Annotated in this window: 13 protein-coding genes; 3 read left to right on the plus strand and 10 right to left on the minus strand. The window is 37.5% G+C overall.

The window, feature by feature from the left end:
* Nucleotides 1-4: 4 nt before the first annotated feature.
* From rsmB to ACIQ7L_RS17500, 10 genes are all read right to left on the minus strand, one after another.
* A complete protein-coding gene (gene rsmB, locus ACIQ7L_RS17455; protein ID WP_400570738.1) occupies nucleotides 5-1,339 on the minus strand; it encodes a 16S rRNA (cytosine(967)-C(5))-methyltransferase RsmB in 1,335 nt (444 codons plus the stop codon).
* Nucleotides 1,336-2,280, minus strand: a complete 945-nt coding sequence (gene fmt, locus ACIQ7L_RS17460) for a methionyl-tRNA formyltransferase (RefSeq protein ID WP_400570739.1) — start codon at nucleotides 2,278-2,280, stop codon at nucleotides 1,336-1,338. The genes rsmB and fmt overlap by 4 nt, the downstream gene beginning before the upstream one ends.
* 16 nt (nucleotides 2,281-2,296) lie before the next feature.
* Entirely contained in the window at nucleotides 2,297-2,773 is a 477-nt protein-coding gene (gene def / locus ACIQ7L_RS17465; protein ID WP_097895153.1) for a peptide deformylase, read from the minus strand.
* An 11-nt stretch (nucleotides 2,774-2,784) separates the two neighbouring features.
* On the minus strand, nucleotides 2,785-5,190 hold the full coding sequence (priA, locus tag ACIQ7L_RS17470) for a primosomal protein N' (RefSeq protein WP_400570740.1): 2,406 nt from the start codon (nucleotides 5,188-5,190) through the stop codon (nucleotides 2,785-2,787).
* A complete protein-coding gene (gene coaBC, locus ACIQ7L_RS17475) occupies nucleotides 5,187-6,392 on the minus strand; it encodes a bifunctional phosphopantothenoylcysteine decarboxylase/phosphopantothenate--cysteine ligase CoaBC (RefSeq protein WP_400570741.1) in 1,206 nt (401 codons plus the stop codon). The genes priA and coaBC overlap by 4 nt, the downstream gene beginning before the upstream one ends.
* A gap of 199 nt (nucleotides 6,393-6,591) precedes the next feature.
* Nucleotides 6,592-6,804, minus strand: coding sequence for a DNA-directed RNA polymerase subunit omega (rpoZ, locus tag ACIQ7L_RS17480; protein WP_400570742.1), 213 nt, complete (start codon nucleotides 6,802-6,804; stop codon nucleotides 6,592-6,594).
* A 1-nt stretch (nucleotide 6,805) separates the two neighbouring features.
* Nucleotides 6,806-7,423 (minus strand): guanylate kinase, encoded by a 618-nt coding sequence (gmk, locus tag ACIQ7L_RS17485; protein WP_097895145.1) that lies wholly within the window; start codon nucleotides 7,421-7,423, stop codon nucleotides 6,806-6,808.
* A 13-nt stretch (nucleotides 7,424-7,436) separates the two neighbouring features.
* Nucleotides 7,437-7,700: an extracellular matrix/biofilm regulator RemA gene (gene remA / locus ACIQ7L_RS17490; protein ID WP_001251456.1), complete on the minus strand. Its 264-nt coding sequence runs from the start codon at nucleotides 7,698-7,700 to the stop codon at nucleotides 7,437-7,439.
* A 67-nt stretch (nucleotides 7,701-7,767) separates the two neighbouring features.
* Complete coding sequence (locus ACIQ7L_RS17495; RefSeq protein ID WP_400570743.1) at nucleotides 7,768-8,643, minus strand: YicC/YloC family endoribonuclease; 876 nt, start codon at nucleotides 8,641-8,643, stop codon at nucleotides 7,768-7,770.
* 99 nt (nucleotides 8,644-8,742) lie between these two features.
* The gene (locus tag ACIQ7L_RS17500; RefSeq protein WP_400570744.1) at nucleotides 8,743-11,472 is read right to left on the minus strand and encodes a calcium-translocating P-type ATPase, SERCA-type; all 2,730 of its coding nucleotides are present in this window, start codon (nucleotides 11,470-11,472) and stop codon (nucleotides 8,743-8,745) included.
* A gap of 104 nt (nucleotides 11,473-11,576) precedes the next feature.
* Here ACIQ7L_RS17500 and ACIQ7L_RS17505 point away from each other — a divergent pair, with 104 nt between their 5' ends.
* The 3 genes from ACIQ7L_RS17505 (at nucleotide 11,577) to ACIQ7L_RS17515 (ending at nucleotide 15,293) form a co-directional block, all read left to right on the plus strand.
* On the plus strand, nucleotides 11,577-13,286 hold the full coding sequence (locus ACIQ7L_RS17505) for an Rqc2 family fibronectin-binding protein (RefSeq protein ID WP_400570745.1): 1,710 nt from the start codon (nucleotides 11,577-11,579) through the stop codon (nucleotides 13,284-13,286).
* A gap of 289 nt (nucleotides 13,287-13,575) precedes the next feature.
* Nucleotides 13,576-14,643 (plus strand): M24 family metallopeptidase, encoded by a 1,068-nt coding sequence (locus ACIQ7L_RS17510; protein WP_400570746.1) that lies wholly within the window; start codon nucleotides 13,576-13,578, stop codon nucleotides 14,641-14,643.
* 125 nt (nucleotides 14,644-14,768) lie between these two features.
* Nucleotides 14,769-15,293 (plus strand): DinB family protein, encoded by a 525-nt coding sequence (locus tag ACIQ7L_RS17515; RefSeq protein WP_400570747.1) that lies wholly within the window; start codon nucleotides 14,769-14,771, stop codon nucleotides 15,291-15,293.
* Nucleotides 15,294-15,526: the final 233 nt, after the last annotated feature.

The following is a 15,526-nucleotide window of genomic DNA, read 5'->3' on the forward strand; positions in this document are numbered from 1 at the left end:
GATGCTACACCTTCCTTCTTAAACAAGCAATATAAAATCCATCTGTTGCAAAATAATGCGGTAAAATTTGTACTTGTCCCTCATTTATATAAGGACGTAGTTTTTCCGGCATACGCTCTTTTATCGTCGTATCCCATTCAAATTCAGGATGCTCTTGTAAAAATTGCTCTATCACTTGTTCATTCTCTATTTTTTCAATTGTACACGTACTATAAACAAGGCGCCCACCTGCTTTTAACAGGGGTGCAATTTTGTCTAGTATCGTTAGCTGGATTGTCGATAGTCTTTCACTATCGCCCTTTCCTTTACCTAATTTAATATCAGGTTTACGTCTGATAACACCAAATCCAGAACATGGTGCATCTACTAATATTTTATCAAAGCTTTCGTTTGCAAAATGCTCTTGGACTTTTCTTGCATCTAGTGCATTTGTTTCAACATTTTCTAAATCAAGACGCTTTGCTTGTTGCTGAATTAAACGAACTTTATGCGGATGCAAATCAAGAGACATTACTTTGCCCGTTCCTCTTAAACGCTCTGCAATATGTGTTGTTTTCCCGCCAGGTGCTGCACAGCTATCAAGAACTATATCTCCTTCTTCCGGTTCTAAAGCTCGAGCAACAAGCATAGAGCTTTCATCTTGAATCGAAAGAAACCCTTTTTGGAACGCCTCTGTATGCGCAACATTTCCTTTTTCAATTTGAATAGCATCCTCTGATAAATCACCAAGTTTTGCCTCTACACCTTCATTTTCTAGCAAAGCAATCGCTTCTTTTACCGTTACTTTATCAACGTTCACGCGCGCTGCCGAAACAGGTGGAATCATGCTTACTTCACACATTTTTTGAGCGGTTTCCAGATCATACGCTGTTACCCATTCTTGTACAAGCCATTCTGGGTGACTTGTTGCAACAGCTAATCGTTTTACAGGATCTTGTATCTCGTCTAAAGACGGAACACCTTCACGCTGAATCGAACGCAGTACTCCGTTTACCATTCCTGCAATGCCTTTATGACCACGACGTTTTGCAATCTCAACAGCTTCATGAATTGCAGCTCTTTCTGGAACACGATCTAAATATAGCATTTGATATAAAGATAAGCGAAGTAATACTTTTACCCATGCCTCTATCTTTTTTCTTAAAAATGGTTGTAAATAATAATCGAGCGTGTCACGACGTTGAATCGTTCCATACACAATTTCAGTTAACAAGCCAATATCTTTTCTATCAATCGCACTTTTTTCAATCAAATTATTTAAAAGTAAGTTGCTATAAGCACCACTTTTCTCCACTTGCATTAAACCATCAAGAGCTAACTCACGAACATTTTGTCTCATGCGTCTTCTCCTAACTTTGTACCAATTTCAGGTTTTGTTCCACGTAAAAATTGTGAACAGCTCATACGCTTTTTACCAGATGGTTGTAACTCAGTAATTTTAACACCCGTTTCATTTCCTGTTGCTACAATGAAACCATCTTCTTCAATTGCCACAATTGCGCCTGGCTCGGCCTTAGCTGTTACAGGCACCTTTTCTCCCCACCATACTTTTACAACTTGTCCTGCTAAAGTCGTGTAAGCAACCGGCCATGGGTTTAAACCGCGAATGTGATTATATACTTCTTCGCCCGTTTTCGTCCAATCAATTTTTTCTTGCTCACGCTTAATGTTGTAGGCAAATGTAGCCTCAGCTTCATTTTGTTTAATTGGTTCTAATTTTCCTTGGATTAATAGCGGAACCGTTTTGGATAATAAATGCGCCCCCGCTTCGCTTAGTTTATCGAATAATGAACCTGTTGTTTCACGTTCTTCAATTTCCACTTCTACTTGCGTTAAAATATCACCAGCATCTAATTTTTCAACCATATACATAATTGTGATGCCTGTTTTTTCTTTACCTTGCATAATCGCGTAATGAATTGGCGCACCACCACGAAGTTCTGGAAGTAATGAAGCATGGACATTAATACATCCGTACTTCGGTGCTTCTAAAATTTCATTTGGTACAATTTGTCCGAACGCAGCTGTCACAATTAAATCCGGTTCTAGTGCCAACACTTTTTCATACTCATCTTTCTCGCGAATTTTTAACGGCTGTAACACCGGAATACCATGTTTTTCTGCTTCTACCTTAACAGGTGTTGGTGTCATAACCTTTTTTCTACCCACTGGACGATCAGGCTGCGTTACAACACCAATCACATCATATCCATCCTCAATAAGACGACGAAGCACCGGTACAGAAAAGTCCGGTGTTCCCATAAATACTACTTTCACCATTCAAAAATCGCTCCTTTTACATCTCTTCTAATTCATTTTCCTCATAATATCTCGTCACTTTGGATGTAAATAGTACACCGTGTAAATGATCGATTTCATGTTGAATTGCACGTGCTAAAAAATCATCCGCTTCTAATAAAAATATTTTACCACGGCGGTTTTGCGCGCGTACTTTGATATACTCCGCACGCTCCACTTCACCATAAAGTCCCGGAAAGCTTAAGCAGCCTTCGGGACCTACTTGTTCACCACGTTTTTCTAAAATAACTGGGTTAATGAGTTCAATCTTACCAGTATCATCACCGATATCAACAACTGCTACTTGCAAACTCACACCGACTTGCGGCGCAGCTAAGCCAACACCATCTGCAACTAACATTGTTTCGTACATATCTTTTAACAACTTTACTAACTTTTTATCAAAGTGAATTACCCGTTCACATGGAGCTTCTAACACTTCATTTGGATGCTTTACAATTTCTAAAACTGTCATAATTCCCTCCGCTACATTAACATTGTTGGATTAAAATCAATTGAGATTTGTAGCTCTTTTTGCATTTCTGCTTGATAATGTTCATTTACCATTTTGAGCACGTACTTTAAGTTTGGTTCCCGTTTGTATTTTATCACGCATTGGTAACGATATCTATCTTTTATCCTTGGAATTGCTGAAGCAACTGGCCCTAACACCATTGATTGCTTTGAACAATGCGTTCGTAAATACCCGACAATTTTCTCCGTTACTTGCACTGCTTTTAATAATTCCGGATGTGATACAGTTACAAGCGCAACGTAGTAGTAGGGTGGATATTGCCTCATTTTCCTCATCTGCATTTCGTGTTCAAAAAATACATCATACTGCTGATTTTTTGCTAACTCCACACTATAGTGTTCTGGTGTATACGTTTGAATAACCACTTCTCCTGGTAATTCATGTCTTCCTGCTCTTCCACTCACTTGCGTCAATAACTGATATGTTTTTTCACTTGCTCGAAAATCTGGTAAATGAAGCATCGTATCAGCTGTTAAGACACCAACAAGCGTAACTTTTGGAAAATCGAGTCCTTTGGCAATCATTTGTGTACCCAGTAAGATATCTGCCTTCTCCTCACCGAACGCTTTTAATAACTTTTCGTGCATTCCTTTACGACTTGTCGTGTCAACATCCATTCGGATAACTCGAGCCTCAGGAAATAGCTTCGTAATTTCTTCTTCCACCTTTTGCGTCCCTGTACCAAAGAATCGAATATACAAACTATTACAAGCAGGACAAGCAGTTGGCATATTCTCCTCATAACCACAATAATGGCATTTCAAACGATGATTCATTTTGTGATAGGTCAGTGATATATCACAATGCGGGCATTGCACCACATAACCACAATCGCGGCACATAACAAATGTAGAATGACCTCTTCGGTTTAAAAAGAGAACCATTTGCTCTTTCTTCTCTAACCGATCCGCTATTTTCTCATGAAGTAATGTAGAAAACATCGAACGATTTCCCTCGCGAAGCTCTTCACGCATATCAACAATTTCTACTGTCGGCAACGCTTGTTCATTCATACGCTTCTGCATCGTCAATAACTCATAGACACCTTTCTTCGCTCTAGCAAATGATTCAAGCGTTGGTGTTGCACTACCAAGTACAATTGGACAATTATGATATTGTCCTCTCCAAACTGCAACATCCCTGGCATGGTATCTTGGATTATCTTCTTGTTTATAACTGGATTCATGTTCTTCATCAATAATAATAATTCCTAAATTTTCAAAAGGGGCAAAAATGGCAGAACGTGCGCCAACTACAACTTTTACTTCTTTTCGCAAAATCTTCCGCCATTCATCGTATTTTTCCCCAACAGAAAGCGCACTATGAAGAACTGCAACTTGCGAACCAAATCGCCCTTTAAAACGATCTACCATTTGTGGTGTTAATGCAATTTCAGGAACAAGCACAATCGCTTCTTTCCCTTTTTTTAATACCGCGGCAATAGATTGTAAATACACTTCTGTTTTACCACTTCCTGTAACACCATATAGCAAAAATGAATTGTAAGTTTCGTTTGCAATCGATGACAAAATTGGTGTAATCACTTGGTTTTGTTCATCCGTAAGCGGGAATGGTTTTGTCTGTTCAAAATCTTCATCGTCATACGGATTACGATATACTTCCACATATTTCTCCGAAAGCAAGCCTTTTTTGACAAGTGACTTTATCGGCGCATCTGTCATTTGCAATTCTTCTATTAATGTTTTTAATGGCACGCTATGATAATTTTCCACAAAGTAATATAGTACATCTTGCTGTTTTTTGCTTTTCAGCTCAAATGCTGCTGCCTCTAATTTTCCCTCTGGTAACTCGGGCTGAATCACTCTTCGCTTCTTCTTTTGTACTTTATCCTTTACTTTATAGATAACTTCAATCGTACCATTTGTGATTTCTTTTTGAACCATACGATATAGATGTGAATGCGTGGCAATCTCTTCCCAATCTACCGCTTCTTTCCCTTGAAATAAATTACAGATTTCCGGCGCTACCTCTTCTGATTTAAGAAGTTGTAATCGCTTTTTATAAGTCGCTTTTATCGCGGTTGGAAGCATAACTTGAAAAGCAGAAATCGTATAACATAGCGTTTCATTTGTCAGCCAAAAACCAAGTTTCAATAGTTCCTCATTTAAAACTGGCGTGACATCCAATATTTCATGCAATGCTTTTAATTTCTTACTTTCCACATCTACCGAATCTTTTATTTCAATAATAAATCCCTGTAATTTTCGTGGACCAAATGGAACGACGACACGCATACCCGTTTGTACGATATCTTCCCATTTTTTAGGAATGATATAATCAAATGGTCTATCAGTTTGACGTGCTGGTACATCAACAATCACACTTGCAAATTTCATACACGATCCTCTTCTAACATCGCTTCGATTTGCATTAATATTTCACGAGCTACTTCTTTCTTTGCTAAAAGTGGTAACTCAATCACTTCTCCATCTTTTCTATACATTGTTACAATATTTGTATCCGTACCAAATCCTGCCCCTTGCGCTTTCACATCATTCGCAACAATCATATCGGCATTTTTTTCACGTAATTTTTTCGTTGCATATTCTTCTATGTTTATTGTTTCAGCAGCAAAACCTACAAGCAACTGATGCTCTTTTTTCTCACCTAATGTTTTCAAAATATCAGTCGTTCTCTCTAGTTCAATCACTGCATCGCCAGTTTTCTTTTTCATCTTATGATCATATACAATTTTTGGGCGATAATCTGCGACAGCAGCTGTTTTAATAACAACATCTATAGAAGCATAATGCTGAAGAACAGCTTCTAACATATCTTGTGCAGATTGTACTTGTACAGTTGTTACATTTATAGGCGGCGTTAATGCTGTTGGTCCTGAAACAAGTATTACATCCGCCCCTAAATTCGCTGCAACTTCTGCTAGAGCATACCCCATTTTCCCAGAAGAGAAATTTGTCATAAAACGAACTGGGTCAATCTTTTCACGAGTTGGTCCAGCTGTTACTAATATCTTTTTTCCTAGTAATGGTTTTTTTTCTGAAAAAGCCTCTTCTAGTCTAGCAATGATCGTTTCCGGTTCTTCCAGTCGCCCTTTTGCAACATACCCGCATGCTAAAAAGCCTTCCCCAGGCTCAATAAATGTATATCCTAATGTTTTTAATGTCATCATATTCTTTTGAACAATTTTATTTTCATACATATGCACATTCATAGCAGGTGCAATCCATACCGGTGCTGTAGTAGCCAACAATGTCGTTGAAATCATATCATCAGCAATACCATTTGCTAACTTTCCGATACAATTCGCTGTAGCCGGAGCAACAAGTACAACATCTGCCCAATCTGCTAAATCAATATGGGCGATAACTGCCGAATCTTTTTCATCAAACGTATCCGTGTATACATCATGGCGAGAAAGCGCTTGAAATGTAAGAGGTGTAACAAACTTCATCGCCGATTCACTCATCATTACTTTTACAAGTGCCCCCGCTTGTGTCAACTTACTTGTTAACGCAGCCGCTTTAAAAACAGCAATGCCTCCTGTTACACATAGAAGTATCTTTTTCCCTTTTAGCATATGACTCGTCCTCTTTCTTTTTCAAACTTGTTTTGCTGAAATGTATTCATTCCAGCTCGTCAGTGCTAGTATTTCATTAAACAAAAACCTATTTCTTTTTAGCTCCATCGTAAAAAAATAACAACCTACTTGTAAATAGGTTGTTACCGTTACATAGAAAATTATAAAGTCTATGTTTTCTTTTGTCGAAAAGAACGTCTTACTCAGATATTTTCTCTTCGCTTGGTACATAGCTTAATACTTCTGTATCAATTTCTTCCAATGCTTTACCCACACATTTATGAGAAACAGGATTTTCAATAACACAATTGTTAGCAAGTTGCATTTCACGAGCACGTTTTGCCGCTACCGTTACCAATGTATATTTAGAATCGATTTTTTTTAGTAATGAGTCAATTGATGGATTTAACATATTATATACCCTCCGTCATTTCCTTATAATATTTTGCTACTCTTTCGCGGCGGCAATGTTCACCAACCACAATTGCTTTAATGCGTTCACAAGCCATTTCTACTTTATCGTTTTCTACAACATAGTCATAAGCGTCCATCATCTCGATTTCTTCTTTCGCCACAGTTAAACGATTTTCAATAACCTCTTCAGTCTCTGTACCACGACCTACGATTCGGTTCTTTAATTCTGATAGGCTTGGAGGAGCTAGGAAGATAAATACACCCTCTGGGAAAGCTTTCTTCACTTGAATTGCTCCTTGCACTTCAATTTCTAAGAACACATCTTTTCCTTCTTGCAATGTCTTTTCAACATAGTCAATCGGTGTTCCATAGTAGTTTCCAACGAACTCCGCCCACTCAAGTAGCTTTTCGTTACGAATCATTTCTTCAAACTCTTCTCTCTCTTTAAAGAAATAATCCACACCGTCCACTTCGCCTTCACGCGGCTTACGTGTTGTCACTGAAATAGAGTATTGAAATTTTGTATCTTCATGGCTGAACAACTCTTTTCGAACTGTCCCTTTTCCAACGCCAGAAGGTCCTGAAAGAACGATGAGCAACCCTCTTCTACTTCTCATAAATATGTAAAACCTACCCTTCCTCACTTAAATCTTCTTTATTATTCAAACGATGTGCAATCGTCTCTGGCTGAATTGGACTTAATACAACATGCCCATCATCCATAACAATAACCGCCCTTGTTTTTCTCCCATACGTAGCATCAAGTAACGCATTATGTTCACGCGCTTCCTGTACCGTTCGTTTGATAGGAGCTGACTCCGGACTTACAATAGCAATAATTCGATGAGCAGATACAATATTCCCGTATCCAATATTTAAAAACCGCATGGCCATAGTTTGCGCCTCCTAGTAAGTCTATCCGATTTCTCCATCACGTATAACTCTATATATTTTTTGACAGCTACTCAATATTTTGTACCTGTTCACGAATTTTTTCAAGGTTATTTTTCATTTCTACAACATATTTTGAAATTGTTAAGTCATTTGCCTTAGAACCAATCGTATTAATTTCACGATGCATCTCCTGTACGATGAAGTCCATTTTTCTCCCAACAGGCTCTGTAATCTCAAGTGCTTCATGAAATTGATCTAAATGACTTTGCAAACGAACTAATTCTTCATGAATATCACAACGCTCTGCAAACATTGCTACTTCTGTCAACAATCGTTGTTCATCTAAATCCTGATTATGTAATTCCTTCAAGCGATTTTCCAATCGTTCACGATATTTTCGAATTACAATTGGAGCATGCGGGATAATCGCATTTACACAATTGTGAATTTCTTGTAAACGATATGCTATATCTTTATGTAATCGTTCTCCTTCGTCATCTCTCATCGTTTTTAACATACAAGCAGCCTGGCGAACAGCCTCATATAAACTTTGTTCAAATTGTTCATTTACATTTTCCATTTCCTCAATTGCCGTTACTTCTGGCATTCCCATTAGTTGTTGAAGTGTAATGGAATCTTGTAATTGAAACTTTGTTTTTACGTCTTCCATAATGGATTTGTACTGCTTGAGAAGCGACCAATTCACACTTAATTTTCTTTCGACAAGTCCTTCCCCTGTAATGCTAACGGACACTTCAATACGTCCGCGGCGAACTTGTTCTGCAATGATCTTACGAATTTTATCTTCAAAAACCATCATTTGTTTCGGAAGTCGAATGTTCATCTCTAAAAAACGATGGTTCACTGACTTCATTTCTACTGTAATTTGAAAAGCATCGTTTTCTACCTTTGACCTTCCAAATCCTGTCATACTAGAAATCATCTTTATCACATCCACGCCATGAAATAACTCAATGAAAAAGGTAATAGAGATGCAACTCTACTACCTTTTGTAAATTATATCACATTTTCATATCATTGACTATTTCAAGTTTATCCCTTTCTTATACAACAAAGGCTTTTTCTTTTTCTTTTTCTCCTTTTTCCCTGTCAGTAAGGAACCAACTAACAAGAATGTTGGAATGGAGGATAAACCTACAATTAATAACCAATCTCTCGCCTGAATCGGCAGTGTACTAAATATCGGTTGTAATGGTGGATAATAAATCACCACAAGCATCAACAATATGGAAATGATCACCGCTCCAACTAAATACATGTTACCAAATGGATTGCGATGGAATACAGAATGTTCACTACGACAGTCGAATACATGGATAAGCTGCGCTAACACCAGTGTTGCAAACGCTACTGTTTGTGCATATTTCAATTCATTCGGATGTTGATTATACGCAATAATAAATGCAAGTAAGGTTACTGTACCAATCAAAAAGCCTCGGCTTACAATCTTCCAAGCAAGTCCTCTAGCAAATACCCCTTCTTTCGGATGTCGTGGCTTTCTTTTCATTACATCTCCCTCAGCTGCATCTAATCCTAATGCCATTGCTGGTAATCCATCCGTTACTAAATTTACCCATAAAATTTGAATTGGAACCATCGGAAGTGGTAGTGCCAGCATCATCGCAAATAACATAACTAAAATCTCTCCGACGTTGGATGCTAATAAATACCGAATGAATTTCCGAATATTTTCATATATATTTCGGCCCTCTTTAATTGCAGATTTAATCGTAGCAAAGTTATCATCTAACAATACAAGAGAGGAAGCTTCTTTGGCTACATCCGTCCCTGTAATCCCCATTGCTATCCCAATATCGGCTGTTTTAATAGCAGGAGCATCATTCACTCCATCACCTGTCATCGCTACAATATGATCTTTATTTTGAAGAGATTTTACAATTTTTAATTTATGTTCAGGGGATACACGTGCAAATACATAGGTGTCTTCTACAATATCCTCTAGTTCATCTACAGACATATTTGCTAATTCTACACCTTCTACAACACGCCCATTCGGCGGCAAAATTCCTAACTGCTCTGCGATAGCCATTGCCGTTACTTTATGATCTCCCGTAATCATTACCGTTTTAATACCTGCTTCTTTACACTCTTGTACAGCCTGTTTCACTTCTGGTCTTGGTGGATCTATCATTCCTTGGATTCCAACAAGCATAAAATCTCTTTCTACTTCTCGTTCATGTTCAATTGAATCTGTTACTTTTAACGGCTTAAACGCAACTGCAATTGTTCTGAGTGCCTGACTGCCAAGGCTATGGATAGCTGCCTGCACTTCTTTTCGGTACAGTTCACTTAAAGGCTGCTGTTTATTTCCCCATAAAATGGTTTGGCTCATTTGTAACAAAACATCTGGTGCACCTTTTGTAACAACAAACTTTTTACCATCGCGATCACGAACAATAACACTCATCATTTTACGCGTGGAATCAAAAGGAAATTCATGAATAATTTCAAATTTCCCCTTTAGTGCTTCACGTGATATTCCCGCTTTCATTGCTGCTGCAACGAGTGCACCTTCTGTAGGATCTCCATCTAACACATACGTTTTTTTCTTTTTAATAATATTAGCATGATTACATAGACATCCAAATGTTAATAATTGATAAAGCGATTTAGTAGCTGCTGGATCAATATTCTTTTCCTCCTTCATAAAAGATCCAGTTGGCTCATACCCTTGACCTGTTACCTTCCATAATTCACCGCCTGACCACATATGTGTCACCATCATTTTATTTTGCGTCATCGTTCCTGTTTTATCTGAACAGATAACCGAAGCGCACCCTAGCGTTTCTACAGCTGGCAATTTCCGTACAATCGCTCTCTTCTTAATCATACGCTGTACACCAAGTGATAAAGCAACTGTAACAATAGCTGGCAACCCTTCTGGAATTGCCGCAACCGCAAGCGAAACACCAGCTAAAAACATATGGTACACTTCATTACCTTGATATACACCAGCTAATACAACAAGTGCTGTTAAAATAAGAGCGACAACGATTAAGATTTTTCCAAGTTGTTCTAGCCTTCTTTGCAGCGGTGTTTCCATCTGCTCTGCATTTTGCAACAGATTTGCAATCTGTCCCATAGCCGTATTCATCCCTGTAGCTACTACTACTCCGACCCCGGAACCCCGTGTTATCATCGTCCCCATAAATGCCATATTTTTTTGATCACCAATCGCAACATTTTGACCGCCTAATGCTTCCACTTTCTTTTGAACAGGTACAGATTCTCCCGTTAAAGCCGATTCCTCGATATATAAACTCGATGCTTCAACAAGACGAATATCAGCACCAATACGGTCGCCGCTAGAAAATTTAATGATATCCCCAAGGACAAGTGCTTTAGATGGTATTTTCATCCATTTCCCATTTCGTAAAACCGTTACTTGCGGGGCAGCTAATTCTTTCAAAGCTTCCAATGATTTTTCTGCTTTTCTTTCTTGAAAAAAGCCAAGAACACCATTGATAATAACAATTGCGACAATTGCAACCGAATCAATATACTCTCCTAAAAAAGCTGAAATGATTGTCGCACCAAACAAAACAAGTACCATAAAATCTTTAAACTGCGCCAAAAATACAAGGAGTGCAGAAGGCCTTTTTGCTTCCTGTAACTCATTTGGACCAAGTTTCTTTAATCGTCCTTCTGCCTCTTGCTCTGAAAGTCCTATTTTCACATTCGTATTCGTTCTTTCCTCTACTTCATGCGCACGCATCTCATACCAATTCATCTCGCTATCGACCTCCTGATTGCAGACATACTCTAATGAAAGCTTATTCAGCCTCGTCCAAAAAAATGCTATAATTAACTTTTAGTTAGAAAGGAGTGTTCATAATGGCATTCGATGGATTATTTACAAGAGCGATTACACATGAAATTGCAAATTCTCTTCAAACGGGAAGAATTTCAAAAATATATCAACCCTCAAAATATGAAATTTTATTACATATTCGAGCAAACGGAAAAAATCAAAAACTGATTCTTTCAGCACATCCTACATATGCACGTGTGCATCTTACCAACCAAAGTTATGATTCACCCGCCCTCCCCCCAATGTTTTGTATGCTACTTCGCAAACATTTAGAAGGTGGATTTATTGAAAATATTGAACAAATCGATTTAGAGCGTATTATTCAAATTACAATCCGGAGTCGTAATGAAATTGGAGATGAATCATTAAAAACATTAGTAATTGAAATAATGGGGCGCCACAGCAACATCATTTTAGTAGATACAAAAACAAATGTTATTTTAGATAGCTTGAAACATGTTTCTTTGGCAGTAAATCGCCATCGTACTGTATATGCTGGTGCAGAATATGTTGCACCACCAGCGCAGCATAAAATCAACCCACTGCAGATTGAAACAGAATATGAATTTATTAAACCGCTAGACTTTTTATCGGGAAATATGGATAAGCAACTTGTAGGAGCGTTTATGGGGATTTCTCCACTATTTGCAAAAGAAGTTGTAAAAAAAGCGGGTCTAGTAAATGAAAATGCATTATCAGCAGCATTTTTCTCATTACAAAAACCACTGCAGGTGCATCAATATACACCAACGATGATAACAGCGAATGGGAAAGAATTCTTTTATCTCTTCCCTCTCACTCACTTAAAAGGTGATGAGAAAGCATTTCCATCCGTTAGCGAATTATTGGATCGTTTCTTCTTTGGAAAAGCAGAACGTGATCGTGTCAAACAACAAGCTCACGATTTAGAACGATTTATGCACAATGAAAAAACAAAGAACGAAAAAAAATTAATTAAACTAGAAAAAACATTACAGGACGCTGGAAAAGCGGGTAAATATCAATTATTCGGTGAGCTCCTTACAGCTAACATGTATGCATTAAAAAAAGGTGACAAAGAAATTGAAGTTGTTAACTACTATGATGAAAATGGTGGAACTGTAAAAATCACGTTAGATCCGCTAAAAACACCGTCAGAAAATGCACAACGTTATTTTCAAAAGTACCAAAAAGCCAAAAATTCTGTCGCAATTGTGGAAGAACAAATTGAAAAAACGAATGAAGAAATCCTTTACTTTGATAGCCTCCTTCAACAAATGGAAGCTGCTTCTGCAAAAGATATTGAAGAGATTCGCGAAGAATTAGCTGAAGAAGGTTATATACGCAACCGTAAAGCGAAAAACGCAAAGAAAAAACCGACAAAACCAGTATTAGATAAATATATCGCTAGCGATGGAACAGAAATTTTAGTTGGCAAAAATAATAAACAAAACGACTATTTAACAACAAAGTTTGCACGCCGTGATGAAATTTGGTTACATACGAAAGACATACCTGGATCTCACGTTGTTATCCGCTCTGTGGAACCTGCTGAGGAAACTTTATTAGAGGCTGCCAAACTTGCTGCTTATTACAGTAAAGCAAAGGATTCTAGTTCTGTTCCGGTCGATTTTACAAAGATCCGTCATGTCAAAAAACCGAGCGGTGCCAAACTTGGATTTGTTACATATGATAATCAACAAACATTGTATGTAACGCCAGATGCTGATACAGTGATGAAATTAAAAGCTTAAAACGTAATAAAGAGGTAATCACGATTCATTGGATATCGTGATTACCTCTTTTTACGTATACACTTGCTCTTAGCAATATAGAAAAATAGACACCACAGATTCCTATGCCAAAAAATATAGACACATAAACTTCTTATTTGTCTATATTTTTTGACATCTTACAAATCGAAACATCGCTTTCCCTATCCAACAGATTATGTCCCACATATTCTTTTAAAGCACAGCCTTTCACCTAAAAATATTGGCACAATTCTTGCTTTATATAAGCATGTGAAAAGGAGGAGTCAAAATGATTTTACGAATAAAAAAAATTCAAGAACAACTACATCAATACGGAATAGACGGATTACTTATTACCAAAAAGGAAAATCGCCAGTATGCAACTGGATTTACAGGTAGCGCTGGAGTCGTGTTACTATCCGGAACGGAAGCTGTATTTATTACAGATTTTCGCTATGTAGATCAAGCAAAAGCACAGGTACAACAAGCGGAAATCATTATGCATAAAGGAAACATAGAACAGGAGATTGCAGATCAAGTAACTAAATTAAACATCCAAAAATTAGGAATCGAAGAAAACGACATAACTTTAAAGCAATACATGGCATTAAAGAAATATGTGAGCAGCGACATTGTACAAGTATGCGAACTAATCGAAACCATTCGTACCATTAAAGAGAAATCTGAAATTGAAACAATTAAAATCGCAGCTAACATTGCGGATCAGGCATTTCAGCATATTACGAGTTTTCTAAAACCCGGTGTATCTGAATTTGACGTTCGAGATGAATTAGAATTTTTCATGCGAAAACAAGGTGCTTCTTCCTCCTCATTTAACATTATTGTAGCTTCCGGAGTCCGGTCTTCTCTCCCTCACGGCGTTGCTACAAATAAAATTATTGAAAATGGAGATATGGTTACGTTAGACTTCGGTGCACTCTACAATGGATATTGCTCTGATTTAACACGTACTGTCGCGATTGGAAGTTACTCCAAAGAATTTGAAAAGATATATAGTATTGTATTAGAAGCATTAAAACGAGGAACCGAAGCAATTAGACCAGGTATCTCCGCAAAAACGATTGATGATGTTACAAGAAATCATATTACAGATCACGGCTACGGTGAATACTTCGGTCATTCTACCGGCCATGGTCTTGGATTAGAACTTCATGAACCTCTTCGATTATCACAAGAAAGTAAAGCTATTTTGCAAGAAGGCATGGTTGTTACTGTCGAGCCAGGTATTTATATCCCTAGCTGGGGCGGTTGTAGAATTGAAGATGATATTGTCATTACAAAAGATGGTCATGAAGTAGTTACACAGGCTAATAGCGATCTTATTGTTATTGGTTAATCTGTCCCCTATGTAACGATTTTTTCTTTTAACACAAGGAGTTTTTTCTTCTTTATTTAACAGGAATTTCTTTCTGTGTAGAGAAATCTTTCTCTGAAGAGATTATTTATTAGGAGGTATTTCTATTGAATTTTGTAATTGATAAGATGGACGGATTAAACATGGAATTCTCAAAACTTGTTTCTATGATGAATTATGCTCGCTATACAACAATGCAAGCTGTACAAGACTTAACAGTTGAAGAACTCGATTATTTGTACGATGATGAGGCAAATTCCATTGGTATGCTTTTATACCATATGGCCGCAATTGAATTTTACTATCAAATTCATACTTTTGAAGATCGCGAGCCAACAGAAACTGAATTAGAACGCTGGTTACCAGGGGTTGAATTAGGTGATCTTGGACGTCAAACGATTAAAAATCATCCTATAGACTACTACATAAATACGTTACAAGAAGTTCGTACTAAAACGATTGCAACGTTTCAATCACTACCTGACGAATGGCTATATAAAACGACACCGTTTTGGTATGACAAACCAGCAAACAACTTTTTCAAATGGTTTCACGTCTTTGAAGACGAAATCAATCATCGCGGACAAATTCGATTAATTAAAAAAATGCAAAAGGCTCATGCAGTAAAATAATAAAAAGTGCTACCTTGTAAGGAGGGCACTGAAAAACTTACGTTTTTCATTCCGTAAAACATATGTGAAACGAAAAAAGGCGACTTTCCGTTCAATTTTGAACGGAAAGTCGCCTTTTTCTTATGCTTTTTTTACTTTTTTTCTTTCATTAAGGTCATGATTCGTTTTAAATTAACTGCGAATATGGCCATCGCCCCCTGCATTTGCATGCCAATGAGACCCGAGGAAGATGC

The organism is Bacillus sp. NPDC094106 (genome assembly GCF_044764345.1).
Taxonomy (GTDB): domain Bacteria; phylum Bacillota; class Bacilli; order Bacillales; family Bacillaceae_G; genus Bacillus_A.

Excerpts from the sequence above, each read along its gene's own strand:
- rsmB (WP_400570738.1), bottom strand. The coding sequence starts at position 1,339 with ATGAGACAAAATGTTCGTGAGTTAGCTCTTGATGGTTTAATGCAAGTG.
- fmt (WP_400570739.1), bottom strand. The coding sequence starts at position 2,280 with ATGGTGAAAGTAGTATTTATGGGAACACCGGACTTTTCTGTACCGGTG.
- def (WP_097895153.1), bottom strand. The coding sequence starts at position 2,773 with ATGACAGTTTTAGAAATTGTAAAGCATCCAAATGAAGTGTTAGAAGCT.
- priA (WP_400570740.1), bottom strand. The coding sequence starts at position 5,190 with ATGAAATTTGCAAGTGTGATTGTTGATGTACCAGCACGTCAAACTGAT.
- coaBC (WP_400570741.1), bottom strand. The coding sequence starts at position 6,392 with ATGCTAAAAGGGAAAAAGATACTTCTATGTGTAACAGGAGGCATTGCT.
- rpoZ (WP_400570742.1), bottom strand. The coding sequence starts at position 6,804 with ATGTTAAATCCATCAATTGACTCATTACTAAAAAAAATCGATTCTAAA.
- gmk (WP_097895145.1), bottom strand. The coding sequence starts at position 7,423 with ATGAGAAGTAGAAGAGGGTTGCTCATCGTTCTTTCAGGACCTTCTGGC.
- remA (WP_001251456.1), bottom strand. The coding sequence starts at position 7,700 with ATGGCCATGCGGTTTTTAAATATTGGATACGGGAATATTGTATCTGCT.
- ACIQ7L_RS17495 (WP_400570743.1), bottom strand. The coding sequence starts at position 8,643 with ATGATTTCTAGTATGACAGGATTTGGAAGGTCAAAGGTAGAAAACGAT.
- ACIQ7L_RS17500 (WP_400570744.1), bottom strand. The coding sequence starts at position 11,472 with ATGAATTGGTATGAGATGCGTGCGCATGAAGTAGAGGAAAGAACGAAT.
- ACIQ7L_RS17505 (WP_400570745.1), top strand. The coding sequence starts at position 11,577 with ATGGCATTCGATGGATTATTTACAAGAGCGATTACACATGAAATTGCA.
- ACIQ7L_RS17510 (WP_400570746.1), top strand. The coding sequence starts at position 13,576 with ATGATTTTACGAATAAAAAAAATTCAAGAACAACTACATCAATACGGA.